The organism is Streptomyces flavofungini, from assembly GCF_030388665.1.
In the GTDB taxonomy this organism is placed as follows: domain Bacteria; phylum Actinomycetota; class Actinomycetes; order Streptomycetales; family Streptomycetaceae; genus Streptomyces; species Streptomyces flavofungini_A.
Genome location: NZ_CP128846.1, coordinates 1,379,315 through 1,399,602 on the forward strand (window position 1 = coordinate 1,379,315; position 20,288 = coordinate 1,399,602).

Sequence of the window (20,288 nt, forward strand, 5' to 3'; positions counted from 1 at the left end):
GGCGACCGTGACGCGGTCGTCGGGTTCGGTGGGGCGGCGCGCGGGCGTGGCGCGGGCGCCCCGGTTCATGGCGCCGTCACCACCAGGACGGCGTTCTGGCCGCCGAAGCCGAAGGAGTTGCTGACCGCGACGTCCACCTTCCGGGGGCGCGCGGCCCCGGAGACGACGTCCAGCTCGATGTCGGGGTCCTGGTCGTGGAGGTTGGCGGTCGGCGGCACCGTGCCGTGCTGGACGGCGAGGACGGTCAGGGCGGCCTCGATCGCGCCCGCCGCGCCCAGGGTGTGCCCGAGCACCCCCTTGGTGGAGGTGACGGCGGCGCCCGTGCCGAGGAACTTGCGCAGCACCGCCGCCTCGGCCGCGTCGTTCAGGGGCGTCGACGTGCCGTGCGCGTTGACGTGGTCGACCTCGTCCGGCATCACGCCCGCCCGCGCGAGAGCCGTGCGCAGCGCGCGCAGCACACCGGTGCCCCGCGGATCCGGCGCCGTCATGTGGTGCGCGTCGGCCGACGCGCCGTACCCGGCGAGGCGGGCCCGGACGACGGCGCCGCGCGCCCGTGCGTCCGCCGCGCGCTCCAGGACGAGCATGCCGCTGCCCTCGCCGATGACGAACCCGTCCCGGTCCCGGTCGAACGGCCGGGAGGCGGCGGCGGGTTCGTCGAGTCGCCGGGACAGCGCGCCCATCTGTGCGAAGCCGGTGACCATCAGGGGCGTCACGCCGGCTTCGCCGCCGCCCGCGACCACCACGTCGCAGCTGCCGTCGCGCAACAGGTGCAGCGCCGTGCCGACGGCGGTCGCGCCGGACGCGCAGGCCGTCGCGGTCACCAGGTTCGGTCCGGTCGCGCGCAGGTCCATGGCGAGGTGCCCGGCGACCATGTTCGGTACGAGCATGGGGATCAGGAGCGCCGACACGGCCTGCGGTCCCTGGTCAAGCAGGCGGCGGTGCTGGGCCTCCCAGGTCGCCACGCCGCCGAGGCCGCAGCCGACGACGACGCCGACGCGGGCGCCGTCCCACGTGCCCGGATCGAGCCCGCTGTCCGCGACGGCCTCGCGCGCGGCGGCGACGGCCAGCTGGCTGAACCGGTCCTGCGTCAACGCGCTGCGCCTGCCCACGTGTCGGCGGGCGCTGAAGCCCGGCACCGTGCAGGAGATGTCCACCGGAAGACCGGCGAGAGCCGGGTCGGTCGCCGCCGCCGACCGGCCGCGGCACACCCCGGCCCAGGTGTCGGCCACGCCGATGCCCGCCGCGGTGACGAGTCCGAGGCCGGTGACGGCGATGTCGTCCGGGCGGCCTGCGGGTGCGGGGCGCGTCATGAGGCGGGGGTGGGAAGGACGGGCCGGCTGGGGGCTGCGGGGGCGGGGCCGGTGCGGTCGGCCGCCGGGGGCGGGGCCGGGGCAGGTGCTGGTCGCGGTGTCCGTGGCGGTGCGGCTCGCGTGGTCCGTGCCGGTGCGGCTCGCGTGGTCCGTGACCGTGTTGGCGCCGGTGCGCGTACGGGAGTTGGTGCTCGTACCGGGTCCGGCCCTCCTACCGGCTCCGGCGCTCCCGCCGAAGCCCGTCCTCGTACCGGATCCGGCCCCTGAGCCGGTCCTCCCGACCCCGCCGTCACCACCGGCGCCACCCCTTCCTTCCCCGCCCTCCGCGCCAGCACCTCCGCCACCGCCCCGACCGTGTCCCCGGGCCTCGCCGCCTCCTCGCCGACGGCCACGCCCAGTTCGGCGTGGACGACGAGGAACAGCTCGACCAGGTACAGCGAGTCCATGCCGAGGTCGTCGAACGTGGTGTCGGGCGTGATCTCCGCGAGGTCCACGTCGAACCGGCCGACGAGAACGCCGAGCAACCTGCCGTACATCGCGCTCATCGAATGCGCCCCACCTCTCCCATCGCCTGGGGTCGAGTCTGCGGGCCGTGCCTGACCGGCCGCCGCGCCGGACGCTGACCGATGGCTGACCGCAGGGGCCGCGGAACCGCCCGGCGCCGCGCCGCCGGAGGCGATCAGCGGGCGGTCAGCGAGCCGTCAGCACGCGCGGCCGTTCCCCGTCAGCACGCCCGGCGAGACTCGGTGAACGCACCCACGTCCTGCCGTCCGGGAGACCGAGGAGCACGCGTGACCGCACCCCCACCGAGCCAGCCGCCGCCGACCCGTGCCGCGGTGCTCACCGGGGTCGGCGGCTGTCTGCCGCCGACCGCCGTGAGCAACGACGAGCTGGCCGCGCGCCTCGACAGCTCCGACGCGTGGATCCGCTCCCGCACCGGGATCCGGCAGCGGTACTTCGCCGCGCCCGGCACCGCCACCTCCGATCTGGCAGTCGGTGCGGGCGCCAAGGCCCTGAAGTCGTCCGGCACGCCCCTCGTGGACGCCGTGCTGCTCGCGACCACCACACCGGACCGGCCGTGCCCGGCGACCGCGCCCGCCGTCGCGGCGCGCCTCGGCCTGACCGGGGCGGCCGCCTTCGACGTCTCGGCGGTGTGCACGGGCTTCGTGTACGCCCTCGCCACGGCCGCCGGGCTGATCGCCGCCCGCGCCGCCGACCGCGTCCTGGTGATCGGCGCGGAGACGTTCTCCACGTTGCTCGACCCGGACGACCGCTCCACCTCGGTGATCTTCGGGGACGGCGCGGGCGCGGTGGTGCTGCGCGCGGGCGATCCCGCGGAGCCGGGCGCGCTCGGCCCGTTCGACCTGGGCAGTGACGGCGGGCGCGAGGACCTGATCACGGTGCCCGCGGGCGGCTCGCGCCAGCGTCTCTCGGGCCGTTCGCCGAAGCCCGGCGAACGCTATTTCACGATGGACGGCAAGGAGGTCTTCCGGCACGCGGTGCAGCGCATGTCGGCCTCCGCGCGGGCCGTCCTCGACCGCGCCGGGTGGACGCCGGCGGACGTCGACCACCTGGTCGGCCACCAGGCCAACCTGCGCATCACCAACCACGTGGCCGACGAGGTGGGCATCCCGCGGCCGCGCTGCTTCAGCAACATCGCCGACGTCGGCAACACCGCCGCCGCGTCCGTCCCGCTCGCCCTGGACCAGGCCCACGCCGACGGCGCCCTGCGGGCGGGCGACCGGGTGCTGCTCACCGCGTTCGGCGGGGGCCTCACCTGGGGGTCGACGGTGCTGACCTGGCCAGGTCTTGACCACATCTGAGGGAGAACCGCATGAGCGAGACGTACGACAGGCTGGTCGATCTCCTGGTCGACCGCTTCGAGGTGGACCGCGCGGAGATCGGCCCCGACACCAAGTTCGAAGAACTCGACATGGACTCGCTGTTCCTCGTCGAGCTGCTCCTCGTCATCCAGTCCGAGTTCCGGGTCGCCGTCGGTGAGGACGCGGCGACCCCGGGCGACACGGTCGCGACGGTGGCGGCTCTGATCGAGGCCGGGCTGCCCGTGCCCGGTCCGAGCGCCGCCGCGGCGTCGGCCACCGGAGAGCGAGCGTAGGGCGGCGGCCATGAGCACCGAGCAGTCGATCATCAACTACATCGCCGACGTCTGGCTCGACGGCGACGCCGAAGGCCTCGACGCCGACCTGCCCATCGCCGAGCTGAACATCATCGACTCGGCCGGGATCTTCGACCTCGTGCACTACCTGCAGAGCGACTTCCGCATCACCGTGCCGCTGCGGGAGATCTCACCGGCGAACTTCCGATCCGTCGACACGATCGCCGCACTCGTCGAACGGCTGCGGGCCCAGGGGGAGAGCGTGCGATGACCGAAGCCACCACACAGAGCGCCCGAGCCGCCGCGCAGGACGACGGAGCCACCACGCAAGGCCACGAGGGCGCCGCCGTGCGGCGCGAGATCGTGGCCGTCGTCGCCGCCCGGACGCTGTACGACGAGTCGTACCTGCTGCCCGACAGCCACTTCGAGGCCGATCTCGGCATCGACTCCGTCATCCACGAGTCGATCCTCGCCCTGGTGAAGGAGCGCTTCGGGCTCCGCTCCCCGCTGCCCGAGGGCCTGTACACGATCCGCGACCTCGCGGCCGCCGTCGAGGACGCGCTCGCGGCCGAGGGCCGGGCGCACGGTGGCGTCCCCTCCCCCGAGCCCGCGCCGCCCCCCGACGACCCCGTCCTCGACGCCGTCCTGCGCGCCGCCATGCGCCACACCCAGTACCGGCGCGACCAACTGCCCCTGGACGCCGACTTCGAGGGCGAGCTGGGCATCGACTCGGTGGTCCTGGTGTCGATCGTCGCCGACTGCGCCCGCGACCTCCGCCTGCCCGACGACCTCGCGGGCACCCTGACCGCGGCGTCCCTGCGCGACCTGGTCGCCGAGCTGCGGGCGTACCGCGACAGCAAGGGCGCTGACGGCACCGGCGGCGCCCACGGCACTGACAGCACTGACAGCACGGGCGAGCACAGCGGTGCCGGGCCCGCCGCAGCAACCGGGTCCCCGGACCGCGCCACCCCCTGGGACAGCCGTTCCATGAAGGACTTCGTGGAGGGCCGGGACGGCGACCTGTTCGCCAAGACCCGCAGCTTCCGCGGCTACCTGCGCGGCCGCGAGGCCGAGCACCTGTACTGGTACGGCATGCCGCTGCACTCGCGCTGCGGCAACCGCGCCCTCATCCTCGACGAACTCACCGGCCAGAGGCGTGAGTTCCTGATGTTCGCCTCCAACAACTACCTGGGCGTCGCCAACCACCCGAAGGTGATCGAGGCGGTCTGCGAGGCCACCCGCGCCTTCGGTGCCACGCACACCGGCTCGCGCTTCATCGGCGGCACGAACATGCTGCACAAGGAGCTGGAGCGGCGCCTGGCCGCGTTCAAGGGCCGCCCGGCGTGCGTCGTCTTCCCCGGTGGCTACGCCGCCAACCTCGGCACCATCTCCGCGCTGGTCAAGAGCTACGACACGCTGGTCGTCGACAAGCTCAACCACATGAGCATCGTCGACGGCGCCCGTCTCTCCGGCGCGGTCCGCAAGATCTACCAGCACAACGACATGGCGGACCTGGAGCGCGTCCTCAAGCGCTGCGACGACCGCACGGCGGGCAAACTCATCGTCGCCGACGGCGTGTTCAGCATGCACGGCGACATCTGCGACCTGCCCGAGATCGTCCGGCTCGGCAAGGAGTACGGCGCCCGCGTCCTGATCGACGACGCGCACGCGACCGGGGTGCTCGGCGCGCGCGGCTCGGGCACCGCCGAGCACTTCGGCCTCAAGGGCGAGGTCGACCTGGAGCTCGGCACCATGAGCAAGTCCCTCGCGGGCATGGGCGGTTTCGTCGTCGGCGACGAGGACGTCGTCGAGTACCTGCGCTTCTACGCCCACTCCTACGTCTTCGCCGCGGGCATCCCCGCCGGGGTCGCCGCCGGACTCATCGCCGCCCTCGACCTGATCGAGGCGGAGCCGGAGCGGATCACCCGGCTCTGGTCCAACATCCGCTTCCTGCACGGCCTGCTCGCCGACGCGGGCTTCGACCTGGAGCACACCGAGAGCGCCATCCTGCCGCTCGTCATCGGCGACGAACGGCGCGCCCTGGAGATGGGCCGGGCCGTGCGGGCCCGGGGCCTGTTCTGTCAGACGGTGGTGTTCCCGGGCGTGCCGCTCGGTGACGCGCGGCTGCGGGTCAGCGTCACCTGCGAGCACACCCGCGAGGACCTGTCGACCGCCGCGGGCATCTTCGTCGACGCCGCCCGCGAGACCGGCGTCCTGCCGTCGGCCGGGTGAGCGCGATGACGAAGCCGCCCACGGATCTCTCGGACGTCGCGCTCATCCGCGAGCCGTGGCCTCGAAGCGCCGAACAGTCCACGCGGCTCGCGTTCGTCGGGCCCGACACCCGTACGTACGGCGAGCTGGCGGGGCACGTCGCAGCCGTCGCCGCCGGACTGCTCGGCCTCGGCGCCGAGGTCGGTGACCGGGTCGCGATCTGGACGGACAAGCAGCCGCGCTACGCCGAGGCGATCCTCGGCGCCCTGCACGCGGGCTGCGCGTACGTCCCGCTGGACGGCGGGCAGCCGGTGGCCCGCGTGGAGACGATCCTCAGGGACGCCGAGCCGGTCGCGCTCGTCACGGACAGCCGCCGCCTGGACGCGCTGAGGGAGTGTCACCTGCCGGATTCGGTGCGGGTGATCGTGCTCGTCGACGAGTGCGGCGGGCCCGACGGGCACGGGGCAGCGGGCGGGGCCAGGAGCGAGGGCGAGGGCACGCCGCACCCGCCCCGGCCGCTCCGCCCGGCCCCCGCCCCCCACCGGCCCGCCGTCACCTGGTCCGCCTTCACCGCGGGCGCCGCGGGCCACGTCGTCCTCCTTCCGCCCCTGGACCGCGACGACCTCGCCGCGATCCTGTACACCTCCGGGTCGACCGGCGTCCCCAAGGGCGTGCGGATCAGCTACCGGAACCTGGCGTGCTTCATCCGGTGGGCGCGCGTCGAGCTGGACGTCGGGCCGGACGACGTGTTCGCGGGCCACGCCTCGTTCAACTTCGACCTCTCCACGTTCGACCTGTTCACCGCCCTGTCGGCGGGCGCGGGCCTGTGGATCGTGCCGGACGGGCGGGCCCGCGACGTGGCCGCGCTCGCCGCCGGGATCCGTGACCACGGCGTCAGCGTCTGGTACTCGGTGCCGTCCGTGCTGCGGCTGCTCACGGTGTCCGGGGCACTCACGCCCGAGGTGGCGCGGGGCCTGCGGTACGTCCTGTTCGCGGGCGAGGTGTTCCCGATCCCCCATCTGCGGGCGCTGGCGGAGCGATTGGCGCCCGGCACCGGGCTCTACAACCTGTACGGGCCGACGGAGACGAACGTCTGCACCTACCACCGGGTGCGCCCCGAGGACCTGGCGCGCCACGAACCCGTTCCCATCGGCACCCCCCTGCCCGGCGCCAAGGTGTCCGTCGTCGACGCCGACGGCCGCGCCCTGACCGGCCCCGACGCGTTCGGTGAACTCGTCGTCGAGGGCGACTGCGTGACCCCCGGGTACTGGCGCGGGGAGGCCGAGCCCGCCGCTGCCGGGCACCGCAGGGGCCGGCACGCCACCGGCGACCTGGTGAGCCACGACGTGCGCCACGGCAGCGCCGCCCTGGTCTACCGGGGCCGCAAGGACCGCATGGTGAAGCTCGCGGGCCACCGCGTGGAGCTCGGCGAGATCGAGGCGGCCGTCCTGCGCCACCCCGGCATCGCGGAGGCCGCCGCCGTCGCCGACACCAGCGGCCCCGACACCGCTGTCGCCCTCTACTTCACCCTCAACGGCGAGACCCCACGCCCCGGCCTGATCGAGCTGAAGCGGCACTGCGCGCGCCACCTGCCGCGCTACATGCTGCCCCGCTCGGCCACCTGTCTGGACGTGATGCCGCACAACGCCAACGGCAAGACCGACTACCGGCGCCTCGGCGGCCCGGCGCCCACACCCCGGCCCGCGCCCGGCCCCGCCCCGCGTGCCGTGCCCGGCAAGTGACGGAGACGTACATGACCCAAGGCCCGACCGAGACCCACGAACGCGGCGGCGAGCCCCGGACCCTCGTCGACCTCCTGCGCCGGCACGCCGCGCACCGGCCGGACGCGCTCGCCTACCGCTTCCTCGGCACCTCCGACGCCCCGGCGCGAGATGGCGCACCCGCCCCGGGCGAGCACTCCTGGACGTTCGCCGACCTCGACCTGCGCGCCCGGCACGTCGCGGCGCTGCTCCAGCACGAGGGCGCGGCGGGCGACCCGGTGCTGCTCCTGCACCCGCCCGGCCTCGACTACATCGCCGGCTTCCTCGGCTGCCTGTACGCGGGCGCCACAGCCGTCCCCGCCTATCCCCCGGACACCCGCAGGTTCGGGCAGACCATGCCCCGGCTCGCGGCCATCGCCCGGGACGCGCGGGCCATGCACGCGCTGGCCACGGGCGGTCTCTCGCGGTTCGCGGGCGACCGCGAGGACGAGCTCGCCGCGCTCGGGCTCGGGGGGCTGCGGTGGCTGGTGACGGGGGGCGGATCCGGCGCGGCGGGTGGCGGCCCGCACGGGAGCCCGGGCGGGCAGGAGGACGTCGCGGGTGCCGACACCGCGGGCGCGGACGACTGGCGGGCGCCGGACCTCGACGGCGACTCCCTCGCCTTCCTCCAGTACACCTCCGGCTCGACGTCCGCCCCCAAGGGCGTCATGGTCAGCCACGGCAATCTGCTGCACAACCTCGCCGCCATCCACCGCAGGCTGGCGCACGACGCGGACTCGCAGATGGTGTCGTGGCTGCCGCCGTACCACGACATGGGCCTGATCGGCGGCATCCTGTCGCCGCTGTACGGCGGGTTCCCCGCGCATCTGATGGCGCCGATGTCGTTCGTGCGCCGCCCGCTGCTGTGGCTCCAGGCCCTGTCCGACACGCGGGCGTCGACCAGCGTCGCCCCCAACTTCGGCTTCGAGGCGTGCGTCCGCAGGATCACCGACGAGGAGCGCGACCGGCTCGACCTGCGGCACTGGCGGCTGGCCCTGAACGGCGCGGAGCCCGTGCGGGCCGACACCCTCGACCGGTTCGTGGAGCGATTCGCCCCGTGCGGGTTCCGGCGGGCCGCGCTGCTGCCCTGCTACGGCCTGGCCGAGGCCACCCTGATGGTGACGGGCGTGCGCGCCCACGAGCCGCCCGCCGTCGGGGAGTTCGACTCGGCGGCGCTCGGCACGGGACGCGCCACCGAGGCCACCGAGGCCGGGAAGGCGGCCGGGGGCCGGGTCACGCGGGTCGTGGCCTGCGGCCCCGCCGTCGACGGCGTGGACGTGGCGGTCGTGGACGCGGCGACCCGGCGGCGCGTCGCCGACGAGGGCACGGTCGGCGAGGTGTGGCTCACGGGCGCCGGCGTGGCGCGCGGCTACTGGCGTCGCCCCGAGGCCACCGAGGCCACCTTCGGCGCCCGCCTGGCGGACGAGCCCGACACGCCCTACCTGCGCACCGGCGACCTGGGCTTCCTGCGCGACGGCCAACTGCACGTCGTCGGCCGCACCAAGGACGTCGTCATCGTGCGGGGCCGCAACCACTACCCCCACGACATCGAACTCACCGTGGAGCGGGCCGACCCGGCCGTCCGCGCGGGCTGCGGCGCCGCCTTCGCCGTCGAGGTGGACGGCGCGGAGCAGCTCGTGGTGGCGTACGAGATCGACGGCCGCAGAGCAGCCGACGCGCCGGGTCTGCTCGCCCGGCTGCGCTCGGCGATCGCCGACGAGCACGAGGTGACACCGCACGCCGTGGTGCTGCTCAAGCGGTCCACGGTGCACCGGACCACCAGCGGGAAGATCCAGCGCCAGGCCTGCCGCGCGGACTTCCTCGGCCTCGGCCTGAAGGTGGTGGCGGCCAGCGTCACCCGCGACGGCCCGGTCCCGGCGCCGGACGGACGACGCCAGGGGCAGCCGGTCGCGGCGGTCGTCGACGAGGTCCTGCGCGCCCACGTCCCCGCCGCCACCGCCACCGCCACCGCCACCGCCACCGCCACCAGCACGTTCGCCGATCTCGGCCTTGACCACCCCCGGCTGCTGCTCGTCGCACGGGACCTGGAGCGGCGCCTCGGGGTGCCGGTCCCGGTCGGGGAGTTGCTCGTGCGGCCGCGGGTCGACACGCTGACCGGGCTGCTCTCCCCGCGCGTGCCCGCCGCGGGGACCTGGGACCCGGACTCCGTCGAGGCGTGGCTGACCGCGCGGGTCGCCGAGCGCCTGGGGCTCGCCGCGACGGCCGTCGACCCGTCCCGGCCGCTCGCGTCGCTCGGCCTCGACTCCAAGCAGGCCGTGGCGGTCCTCGCGGAGCTCAGTGCCCGCACCGGCCGTGAGATCCCCGCGTCCGTGGTCTTCGACCATCCGACGATCCGCGCGATCGCCGCCCACCTCGGCGCGGCGGACACGGCGGCGGCCGGGGCGCGTGCTGGCACGTCCGCGACCGTGGCGGCGGCCGGCCCCGCCGGTCCGGGGGGCGCGCCCGAGCCCGTCGCCGTCGTCGGGATCGGCTGCCGCTTCCCGGGCGCGCCCGACCCGGACAGCTACTGGCGGCTCCTGCGCGACGGCCGCGACGCGATCACCGAGGTGCCGCGCGGCCGGTGGGACGCCGCTCGGGTCGCGGCGCCCGGCTTCGGCGGGTTCCTCGACGGCGTCGAGGAGTTCGACGCCCGCTTCTTCGGCCTGTCGGCGCGCGAAGCGGTCCGGATGGACCCGCAGCAGCGGCTGCTCCTGGAGACGGCCTGGGCCGCGCTGGAGGACGCGGGCCACGACCCGACGTCCTGCGCGGGCTCCGCCACCGGCGTGTTCGTCGGCATCAGCAGCCACGACTACGCCGAGTTCCAGATGGGCCGCATCGACACCGTCGACGTGCACGGCGCGACCGGCAACGCGCACTCCATCGCCGCCAACCGGCTCTCGTACGCGCTCGATCTGCGCGGCCCGAGCCTCGCCGTGGACACGGCGTGCTCCTCGTCCCTGACGGCCGTCCACCTGGCGTGCGACAGCCTGCGCCGGGGCGAGTGCGGGGCGGCGCTCGCGGGCGGGGTGAACCTGATGCTCACGCCCGGCCTCTCGGTGGCGTTCGCGGACGGCGGGATGCTCGCGGCGGACGGCCGCTGCCGCACGTTCGACGACGCGGCGAGCGGCTACGTGCGCGGAGAGGGCGCGGGCCTGGTCCTGCTCAAGCCCCTGTCGGCCGCCCTCGCCGACGGCGACCGCGTGCACGCGGTGATCAGGGGCTCGGCCACCGGGCACGGCGGGCGCGCCAACGGCCTGACCGCGCCGAAGGGTTCCGCGCAGCGCGCCGTCATCGAACAGGCCCTGGCCCGAGCCGAGTTGAGCGGCAAGGAGATCGACTACGTCGAGGCGCACGGCACCGGCACGCCGCTCGGCGACCCGGTCGAGTGGGAGGGCCTCGCGGCCGTGTACGGCATGGGCCGCCCGGAGGGGGCCCGCTGCCTGGTCGGCTCCGTCAAGACCAACATCGGGCACCTGGAGGCGGCCGCGGGTGTCGCGGGCCTCATCAAGGCGGCGCTCGTCGTGCGGGAGCGCGCGGTGCCGCCGACGCTGCACCTGACCACGCCCAACCGCCAACTCGACTTCAGCGGAGCGGGACTTGACGTACCGACCCGGCTGACGCCGCTGCCCGGCACGGGTCCGGCGCGCGCCGCCGTCAGCTCCTTCGGCTTCGGCGGGGCGAACGCCCACGTCGTCCTGGAGTCCCCGCCCGCGCCCGCCCCCGCACCCGCACCGCCCGCACGGCCGGCGCACGCCCTGTGCCTGTCCGGCCACACCCCGACCGCCCTCACCACCCTGGCCCGGCGCTGGCGCACCCACCTGGCCGCGAACCCCGACGCGCCCCTCGCCGACCTGTGCCGGGCCGCCCACACCGGCCGGGCCGCGCTCACCCACCGCGCGGTCGTCGTCGGCGGGTCCGCGGCAGCGTTCGACGCCGGGCTGGACGCGCTGTCCCGGGGCGAGGCCTCGACGGCGGTGGTGCGCGACACCGCCGGGCACGGGCCCGAGCCGCGCACGGCGTTCCTGTTCAGCGGCCAGGGCACGCAGTACCCGGGCATGGGCAAGGGCCTGTACGACACGCACGAGCCGTTCGCCCGCTCCCTCGACCGGGCGGACGACGTGCTGCGCCCGCACCTGGGCGCCCCCCTGACCGACATCCTGTTCGCGCCCGACGGCGCGGACCGGCTGCGCGCCACCCGGTACTGCCAACCCGCCCTCGTCGCCCTGGAGATCGCGCTCGCCGAGCTGTGGCGGTCCCTCGGCGTGCGGCCCACCGCCGTGCTCGGACACAGCGTGGGCGCGTACGCCGCCGCGTGCGTGTCCGGCGCGCTGGCCTTCGAGGACGCCCTCACGCTCGCCGCGACCCGCGGACGGCTCATGGAGGAGCAGCCGGGCGACGGCGCGATGGCCTCCTGCGTCGGGGATCCCGAGACGGTGCGGGAAGTGGCCTCGCGGTACGGGACGTTGGCGGTGGCCGCCGTCAACGCGCCCACCCACCTGGTGCTCTCCGGGGACCGCGCGGAGGTCGAGCGGGCGCGCGCGGAGCTCACGGAGCGGTTCGTCGTCGTCAAGCCGCTCGCGGTCTCGGGTGCCTTCCACTCGCCGCTGATGGCGGGTGCCGCCGAGCCGCTGCGCGCCGCCGCCCGCCGCGTGCGCTTCGCCGAGCCCGCGATCACCTGGGTGTCGGACGCCACCGGTGAGCCCGTCGGCCGGATCGACGCCGACGCCCTGGTGGACCATCTCCTCGGCACCGTGCGCTTCGCCGACGGCCTCACCACCCTGCGGCGCCTCGGCTGCACCGCGTACGTCGAGCTCGGCCCGCACCCGACGCTGCTCGGCCTGGGCCGCGCGACGGCTCCCGCCGACGCCGGGCCCGGCACGCGGCCCGCGCTGTGGCTGCCGTCGCTGCGGCGGGGCAGGGACGGGGCCGCGCCCGGCGCGACGGGCGACTGGGAGACGCTGCTGACGTCCCTGGGGCGGCTGCACTGCGCGGGCGGCACGGTGGACTGGGCGGCGCTCGACGCGGGGCGGCGGGCACCGCGGGTGCCGGTGCCGCACGCGGTGTGGGAGCGGGAGCCGTACTGGTTCACGCCGGGCGGGGCGGAGTCCGGCGGTGAGGGTGCCGCGGCGGACGCGGTCGCGGCGGGGCACGGGCCCGTACGCGTGGCACGGGAGCCCGTGCACGCGGCGCGGGAACCCGGGTCCGTGCCGCGGGAGCCCCTGGTCGTACCGCGAGAGCCCCGCCGACCGGCCCAAGAGCCCGCGTCCGTACCACAAGAGCCCCTGGACGTACCGCGAGCGGCGCCCCTCGCGCCCCCGGCGGCGGACGCCCACCGGCCCGGGCGCCAGGAAGTGCTCGCGCAGGTGTCCCGCGTCTGCGGGTACGCCGTGGCGCAGATTCCGCGCGACGCCCGGCTCGGCGCGGACCTCGGCTTCGACTCGCTGATGCGCGCCGAGCTGGAACGGGCCCTGGCACGACGGTTCCCCGGGCATCTGAACAGCGACAGGGAGCGGCTGCCCGAGGACCCGACCGTGGAGCAGCTCGCCGACCTCCTGGCGGACGCCGCCCCCGTGGCGGACGAGACGGCCGCCATCGCCGAGGCACCCGTCGCCGGCGCGCCCGGCGAGGAGACCGCACCCGTCGTGCGCCAGGAGCGCGTCTTCGAGGAATGGCCCGAGTACGCCGAACTGCGCGGTCGCCTGCGGCAGGCCACGGCCGACGGCGACAACCCCTACGGGCGTACGCACGAGGGCTTCAACAGCGCCCGGTCCTGCGTGGACGGCCGCCCCGTCCTCAACTTCGCCGCCTTCAACTACCTCGGTCTCTCCCACCATCCACGGGTCCGCGCGGCGGCCCGCGCCGCCGTCGACCGCTACGGCACGTCCTGCTCGGCGACGCCGCTCCTCTTCGGCGAGACGCCGCTGCACCACCGGCTCGACGCCGAGATCGCCGCGTTCCTCGGCACCGAGGCCGCGATCGTGTTCGCGGGCGGGCACGCCACGAACGTCGCGACCATCGGGCACCTCTTCGGCCCCGAGGACCTGATCCTGCACGACGAGTGGATCCACGACAGCGCGGTGCGCGGCAGCGTCCTGTCCGGCGCCCGGCGCAGGCCGTTCCCGCACAACGACTGGCGCGCGCTCGACCGGCTGCTCGGCGCGTCCCGGGCGCGGGCGCGCCGCGCCCTCGTCCTCGTCGAGGGCGCCTACAGCCAGGACGGCGACCTGCCGGACCTGCCGAAGTTCATCGACGTGAAGAAGCGGCACGGCGCGATGCTGATGGTCGACGAGGCCCACTCGCTCGGGGTGCTCGGCCGCACGGGGCGCGGCATCGGGGAGTACTTCGGCGTCGACCGCGCCGACGTCGACCTGTGGATGGGCACGCTCAGCAAGGCCGTCGGCAGTCTCGGCGGCTATGTGGCGGCGCGGCGCCCGCTCGTGGAGTACCTGAAGTTCACCGCTCCGCTGCACATCTTCAGCACCGGCATCTCGCCCGCCAACACGGCCGCCGCCCTGGAGGCGCTGCGGGTCGTGCGCGACGAGCCGGAGCGCGTGGCGCGGCTGCGGCACCTCGCCGAGCACTTCCGCGACGGGGCCCGCGCCCGCGGCCACGACATCGGCGTGTCGCGGGCGTCGGCGGTGGTCCCGGTCGTCATCGGCGGCTGGGAGGAGACCATGGCGCTCTCCAACGCGCTGCTGCGCCTCGGCGTGAACGTGATGCCGATCGGCCACCCCGCCGTCCCCCGCGACGAGTGCCGCCTGCGCTTCTTCGTCAACGCCGATCACACCGAGCAAGAACTCGACCGCGCACTGGACCTGTTGGGGCGAGCCATGGCTGAACTCAAGCGGACGAACGGGACCTCGCGGACGGCGGGGCGCACCGGGACGGCGGCGCGCCCTGCGGAGCCCGCGGACCACGCGGACCACGCGGACCACGCGGCCGGACCGGACCACGAAGCGGCGGCGCCGGGCGCGACAGCACCGGTCACCAGGGCCGGGCCCGACACCACCCCCTCCCCCACGCCCGCCGCCGTCCCGTCCGCCCTGTCCGCCCCGTCCGCCCCGTCCGCCCCGGACGTCCTCGTGGCGGGCGCGGGCGGCTTCATCGGCGGCCACCTCACCCGCCGCCTCGCCGAACGCGGTCACCGCGTGCGGGCCCTGGTCCGCGAGGGCAGCGACCGCTCGGCGTTCGCGGAGTTCGACGTCGACGTGGCCGTGGGCGACCTCGGCGATCCCGACAGCCTGCGGCGGGCGGCGGCCGGGGTGCGGCACGTGTACAACTGCACGGGCCTGTCGGCCGACTGGGGCCCGTGGGCGGACTTCCAGCGGGTCAACGTCGACGGCAGCCGCAACCTCGTCGACGCCGCGCGGCACGCGGGCACCGTCGAGCGCTTCCTGCACGTGAGCACCACCGACGTGTACGGCTACCCGGTGCGGCCCTGCGACGAGGACACCCCGCCGCGCGACATCGGCCTGCCGTACAACCGCAGCAAGCTCCTCGGCGAGCAGGCCGTGCGCGAGACCGCGGCCCGCGCGGGTCTGCCGCTGACCGTGGTGCGGCCGGTGAGCGTGTACGGGCCGCGCAGCAAGGACTTCGTGGTCGAGATCGCGACGCTGCTCCTGAGCCGTCAGATGGTGTGCATCCGGGGCGGCGACGTACCGGCCGGACTCCTGTACGTGACCAACGCGGCCGACGCGATGATCGCCGCCTGCGCGACCGAGGCCGCCGCGGGCCGCACGTACAACCTGCGCGATCCCGACCGCACGACGTGGCGCGCGTACGTCGAGGCGCTGGCCCGCGGCCTCGGCGTGAAGCCGCCCTCACTGAGCCTGCCCGCGCCGCTGGCGCGCGGCGTCGCGACGCTGTCGGAGGGGGTGTACGGGGCGCTGCGGATCAAGTCCCGACCGGTCCTGACCCGGCACGCGGTGCACCTCTTCGACCGCGACCAGTCCTACGCCGTCGACCGTGCCCGCGACGACCTCGGCTTCAAGGGCGACGTGGGCTTCGAGGAGGGGGTGCGGCTGACCCTCGACTGGCTCGACTCGCCCGAGGGCCGCGCCCGCGTCCCCCGCTGAGGCCCCGCCCGCTCAGCCCGAGTCCGAGCCCGAGAGGAACCCCGTCGTGCACCTCACCGAACGGCCGCAGGCACCGGCCCGGGCCTGGTTCGCGGGCCCCGGCTTCGGGCCCCCGCCAGGAGCGGCCGCCTCGCCCGGCGCCACCTCGCCCGGCGCCGCACCGGCCGCCGCGCCCGCGCCGGACGCGCCCGACCCCCGGCCGCGTCTGATCTGCTTCAGCCACGCGGGCGGCACCCCGTCCGTGTTCCGCGACTGGCCCGCCCTGCTCGGCCCCGCCGTCAGGGTCGTACCGGTGCTGCTCCCGGGGCGCGGCCTGCGGCTCGGGGAGGAGCCGTACACGGACATGGAGCCGCTGGCCCGTGACGTGACCGACGCGCTCGTGGCGGCCGGACACGTCGGCGACCACGCCCTGTTCGGGCACAGCATGGGCGCGCTCCTGGCCTACGAGGTCGCCTGTGAGCTGCGGGCGCGCGAACTCCCCGGCCCCACGCACCTGTTCGCGTCCGGCAGCAGGGCCCCGCACCTGTACGGCGGCCCCGACGACCAGGCGCTCGGCGACGACGACCTGCGGCGCCTCGTGCACGACCTGGGCGCCCTGGAGCCCGACGACCGGGTGGGCGGCTCCTACCTGGAGCGCAGGCTGCCCGTGCTGCGCGCCGACCTCACGCTCTGCGCCCGCTACCGCTGGCGGCCGCGGCGCCCGCTCGACTGCCCGATGACGGCGTTCTCCGCCGCCCGCGACCCGGTGGCGCCCCCGGACCACGTCGAGGCGTGGCGGGCGTACACCAGCGCCTCGCTGCTGCACCGCAGGGTGGCGGGCGGCCACTTCTACCTGACCGGACCCGCACGGCTTCCGCTCCTACGTGAGCTGCGCGCCGAACTCACCCGTACCACCGAGGAGAGGGACCCCACATGGACCTACTGAGGCTGGCCAGGGCCGTCAAGGACCGGGCACAGGAGCCGTTCACGGATCTCGCCGCGATGGCGCGGATCGTCGCCGACCCCCGCCTTCCGCTGCTTCTCGTCCTCAACCGGACGCTGTTCACGCCCCTGTACCGGGCGTCGTTCCTCGCCGCCGCGGCGGGCTCGGGCGTGCTCGGGTGCCTGGCGGCGCGCCCGTGCGACCTGGAGAGCCTGGCCGAACACCTGGAGAGCGGGCCCGAGGACCGGCAACGCCTGCGCGCCTGGCTGGACGTCGGCGTGCGCCTCGGCGAGCTGGACCGCGGCGAGGGCTGCTACCGGCTGCGCAGCCGCACCGCCAAGGCGCTCGCGCAGGTCGGCAACGACGCCGTCGCGGGCGCCCTCGAAGAGCTCCTTCGCTTCCACGTGCCCGCGCTGCGCGACGCCCCGCGCATGCTGAAGGACGGCAGCCGCTTCGATCTCTCCGACCAGGACGGCCTGGTCATCGCCCGCTCCACCCTGGTCGTGCGCGGCTTCGTGGAGGAGGCCATCAGCCGGGTGCTGCCGCGCACCGCGCCGGTGCGGCTCCTCGAAGTGGGCTGCGGCAGCGGCGCGTACGTCCGGTACGCGGCCGGGCTCAACCCGCGTCTGACGGCGCTGGCCGTCGACCTCCAGGCGGAGGTCGCCGAGCAGGCCGCGAAGAACATGGCGCAGTGGGGCCTCGCCGACCGCGTCGAGACCCGCGCCGGGGATCTGCGCACGCTGGACCTGCAACCGCAGTTCGACGTGGTGACGCTGCACAACAACATCTACTACTTCCCCGAGGAGGAGCGCGCCGAGGTCCTGGCCCGCGCCCGGTCCTTCCTCGCCCCCGGCGGCACGCTGCTGCTCACCTCCTCGTGCCGGGGCGGGGGCCCGCTGGGCCTGGACGTGCTCAACCTCTGGTTCGAGTACGCCGGTTTCGGCGGCCCGCTGCCGCAGGCCGACGAGCTCACCGGCCAGCTGCGGCAGGCGGGCTTCGAGCAGGTGCGGGCGACCCGGTTGCTGCCCGGCCAGGCGTTCCGCTCGTTCGTCGGCGTCAACCCGGCGGCCGGGCCCGCCGCCCTGCCCCCGGCCCGCTCCGGCTCCCCCACCACCGCCGAGGAGGCCGCGTCATGACGACGAAGGCGACCACCGACTCCACCCCCACCGCCGAGGCCACCGCCCCGCACGCCGGCCTCGTGGCCGTGCTCGGCCGCCCGCACACCGCCACGCCCGAGGAGCTCGGCGGCAAGGCGGCCCGGCTCGACGAGCTGACGGCCACGGGCCTTCCGGTGCCGCCCGCGTTCTGCCTCACCACCGGGCTCTTCGACGTCTTCCTGCGCGAGAGCGGCCTCGCCGCCGAGATCCGCGCCGCCGAGGCCCGTGGCGAACCCGCCCTCGCCGTCCGCGAGTCGGTGCTCACCCGCGACATCCCGGAGCCGGTCGCCCGCACGATCCTCGCCGCGTACGAGGACCTGGGCCGCCCCCGGGTCGCGGTGCGCTCGTCCGCGCCGCGGGAGGACTCCGCCGAGCGGTCCTTCGCGGGCCAGCACGACACGGTCCTCGACGTGGCGGGCGACGCGGCCCTCCTCGACGCGGTCAAGGTCTGCTGGGCGTCGCTGTGGTCGGACCGCGCCGCGGCCTACCGCGCCGGGGGCGGCCCGGCGGGCTCCATCGCCGTCGTGGTGCAGGAGATGGTGCCCGCCGACGTCAGCGGGGTGCTCTTCACCGTCGACCCGGTCGGCGGAAGGCCCCACCGGCTTGTCGTGGAGGCCTGTTGCGGGCTCGGCGAGGGCCTGGTCTCGGGCAGGGTGTCCAGCGACTTCTTCGTGGTGGACGACCGCACGCTCGACGTCGTCGAGGAACGCGTGCGGTACAAGGTCACCAAGTGCGCGCCGCTCGCGCCCGGCCGCATCGGCCTGACGAAGGTCGACGCCGCCGACCGGGACGCCCCCTGCCTGACCCGGGACCAGCTCGCGGCGCTCGCCCGGATCGCCCTGGAGATCCGGGACGGCTGCGGCACGGAACAGGACATCGAGTGGGCGGTGCGCGACGGCACGCTGTACCTCCTCCAGGCCCGCCCGATCACCACCCGGCCCCGCCCCGAGACCTCCGACGCCGCCCGCAGCCCCTATCTGCCGGACCTGCTGGAGCGCCAGCCGGAGGCCGTGCGACACGGCACCCTGTGGTCGCGGATGGACATCGGGGAGATCTTCGTCGGCCTGATGACCCCGCTCGGCCTGAGCTTCGCCCGGCACTACCAGGACCACGTCCACGGCGACTGCGCGGCGGCGCTCGGCGTGCGCGACACCGGCGACGTCGGCCTGCACATGGGCTTCTTCCAGGGCCACGTCTACCTGAACATCTCCTACACCGCGTATCTGCTCGGCCAGGCCCTGCCCACCCGCGACCAGCGCCACTTCACCCGCCGCTTCGTCAGCGAGGAGGTGGACCTGGCCACGTACGAGAACCCCTTCGGGACGTTCCCCGGCGGTCTGGAGGACCTGCTCTCGACGACGCACTGGCTGCGGTCCACGGCCCACGAGATGCTGGTGATGAAGGACCGCGCCCGCGACATGGCCGAAAGTCGCCTGTACGAGTTCGACCGCGCCCGGCGACTGGACCTCACCCGCATGGGCCGCCGCGAGCTGCACGCCGAACTAGGCCGCTATCTGGACTACTTCCACGACGCGCACGTCGGCTACATGCCGTACTACATCAACGCGTTCGGGTTCTACGGCATCCTCACCGAGCTGTGCGGCAAGTGGCTCGGCGCCGCGGGCGACAACCTGCAGAACCGCATCAAGACGGACATGTCGAGCCTGCGCACGGTCGCGTCGGCGCAGGAGATCTGGAGCGTCGCGCAGGCCGCGAAGGCCAGGCCCCGGGTCATGGAGATCATCGAGGCGGCGCCCCTGGACGAGGTCGCGGACCGGCTGCGCGCCGACCCCGACGGCGAGGCGTTCTGGCAGGCGCAGCTGGAGCCGTTCCTGCGCGCCAACGGCACCCGGGGGCGCCAGGAGATGGAGCTCACCCATCCGCGCTGGATCGACGACCCGGGTTACGTCTTCCAGATGATCCGCCGCTACGCCGCCGACGGCTTCACCGCCGACGACATCATGGGCCGCAGCCGCGCCCGCCAGGAGGGCGACGTCCGGGCGGTCCTGAGGAAGCTGCCGCTGCCGCGCCGCACGGCCATCGAGGGCGTCATCTCGATGTACGCCCTGTGCAGCGAGCTGCGCGAGTCCACACGCATGTCGATGATCACGTCGATCTGGCTGGTCAGGAACGTGGTGTACGAGGTGGGCCGGCGTCTCGTCGCGGAGGGGGTGCTGCACTCCCTGGACGAGGTGGCGTTCCTCGACTTCGCGGATGTGCGCCGCTGGCTCGCCGGTGAGCTGCCCCTGCGCGAGGCGTTCGCGCGGTCCGCGATCGAGGAGCGGCGGCGCGTGCACGAGTACCACAACCGGCTGCCGGAGCCGCCGCTCACCTTCGTCGGCGAGCACGACGGCACCCGCGCGGTGCGGCCCGTGAAGGACGGGGCGCGCCTGGACGGGCTCGGTTCGAGCCCGGGGCGGATCGTCGGCAGGGCCCGCATCGTGGAGGACCTGGTGTGGCAGGCCGACGAGTTCCAGGCGGGCGAGATCCTCGTGACCCGGCACACCGACGCGTCCTGGACGCCGCTGTTCGCCATCGCGGGCGGCGTGGTCACCGACATCGGCTCGATGCTCTCGCACAGCTCCATCGTGTCGCGGGAGTTCAACGTGCCCTCGGTGGTCAACACCAAGCACGCCACCCAGGTGATCAACACCGGCGACATGGTCATGGTCGACGGCGACACGGGCGTCGTCGAGGTCGTGGAGGGCTGAGCGCGCCGAAAAGGCCCCGAGGAACC

11 protein-coding genes are annotated in these 20,288 nt (G+C 75.2%); 9 read left to right on the plus strand and 2 right to left on the minus strand.

Annotated features, from left to right (window positions below; genetic code table 11):
* Nucleotides 1-65: 65 nt before the first annotated feature.
* Both QUY26_RS05305 and QUY26_RS05310 read right to left on the minus strand, forming a co-directional pair.
* Nucleotides 66-1,310, minus strand: coding sequence for a beta-ketoacyl-[acyl-carrier-protein] synthase family protein (locus tag QUY26_RS05305; protein WP_289943944.1), 1,245 nt, complete (start codon nucleotides 1,308-1,310; stop codon nucleotides 66-68).
* A complete protein-coding gene (locus QUY26_RS05310) occupies nucleotides 1,307-1,855 on the minus strand; it encodes an acyl carrier protein (protein ID WP_289943945.1) in 549 nt (182 codons plus the stop codon). The genes QUY26_RS05305 and QUY26_RS05310 overlap by 4 nt, the downstream gene beginning before the upstream one ends.
* A gap of 246 nt (nucleotides 1,856-2,101) precedes the next feature.
* On the opposite strand from QUY26_RS05310, the gene QUY26_RS05315 reads away from it, so the two are divergent.
* The 9 genes from QUY26_RS05315 to QUY26_RS05355 are packed head-to-tail and all read left to right on the plus strand — an operon-like array spanning nucleotide 2,102 to nucleotide 20,262.
* Nucleotides 2,102-3,133 carry a beta-ketoacyl-ACP synthase III gene (locus QUY26_RS05315; protein WP_289943946.1) on the plus strand — a complete coding sequence of 344 codons (1,032 nt, stop codon included), beginning with the start codon at nucleotides 2,102-2,104 and terminating at the stop codon, nucleotides 3,131-3,133.
* A gap of 11 nt (nucleotides 3,134-3,144) precedes the next feature.
* Nucleotides 3,145-3,426, plus strand: coding sequence for an acyl carrier protein (locus QUY26_RS05320; protein WP_289943947.1), 282 nt, complete (start codon nucleotides 3,145-3,147; stop codon nucleotides 3,424-3,426).
* A gap of 10 nt (nucleotides 3,427-3,436) precedes the next feature.
* Nucleotides 3,437-3,697, plus strand: coding sequence for an acyl carrier protein (locus QUY26_RS05325; RefSeq protein WP_289943948.1), 261 nt, complete (start codon nucleotides 3,437-3,439; stop codon nucleotides 3,695-3,697).
* On the plus strand, nucleotides 3,694-5,658 hold the full coding sequence (locus QUY26_RS05330) for an aminotransferase class I/II-fold pyridoxal phosphate-dependent enzyme (protein ID WP_289943949.1): 1,965 nt from the start codon (nucleotides 3,694-3,696) through the stop codon (nucleotides 5,656-5,658). The genes QUY26_RS05325 and QUY26_RS05330 overlap by 4 nt, the downstream gene beginning before the upstream one ends.
* A gap of 5 nt (nucleotides 5,659-5,663) precedes the next feature.
* Nucleotides 5,664-7,379, plus strand: coding sequence for an AMP-binding protein (locus tag QUY26_RS05335; protein ID WP_289943950.1), 1,716 nt, complete (start codon nucleotides 5,664-5,666; stop codon nucleotides 7,377-7,379).
* An 11-nt stretch (nucleotides 7,380-7,390) separates the two neighbouring features.
* A complete protein-coding gene (locus tag QUY26_RS05340) occupies nucleotides 7,391-15,472 on the plus strand; it encodes a type I polyketide synthase (RefSeq protein ID WP_289943951.1) in 8,082 nt (2,693 codons plus the stop codon).
* Between the two features lie 46 nt (nucleotides 15,473-15,518).
* The gene (locus tag QUY26_RS05345) at nucleotides 15,519-16,397 is read left to right on the plus strand and encodes a thioesterase II family protein (protein ID WP_289943952.1); all 879 of its coding nucleotides are present in this window, start codon (nucleotides 15,519-15,521) and stop codon (nucleotides 16,395-16,397) included.
* Nucleotides 16,385-17,530, plus strand: coding sequence for an SAM-dependent methyltransferase (locus QUY26_RS05350; RefSeq protein WP_289943953.1), 1,146 nt, complete (start codon nucleotides 16,385-16,387; stop codon nucleotides 17,528-17,530). The genes QUY26_RS05345 and QUY26_RS05350 overlap by 13 nt, the downstream gene beginning before the upstream one ends.
* The gene (locus QUY26_RS05355; protein WP_289943954.1) at nucleotides 17,527-20,262 is read left to right on the plus strand and encodes a PEP/pyruvate-binding domain-containing protein; all 2,736 of its coding nucleotides are present in this window, start codon (nucleotides 17,527-17,529) and stop codon (nucleotides 20,260-20,262) included. The genes QUY26_RS05350 and QUY26_RS05355 overlap by 4 nt, the downstream gene beginning before the upstream one ends.
* Nucleotides 20,263-20,288 lie beyond the last annotated feature (26 nt).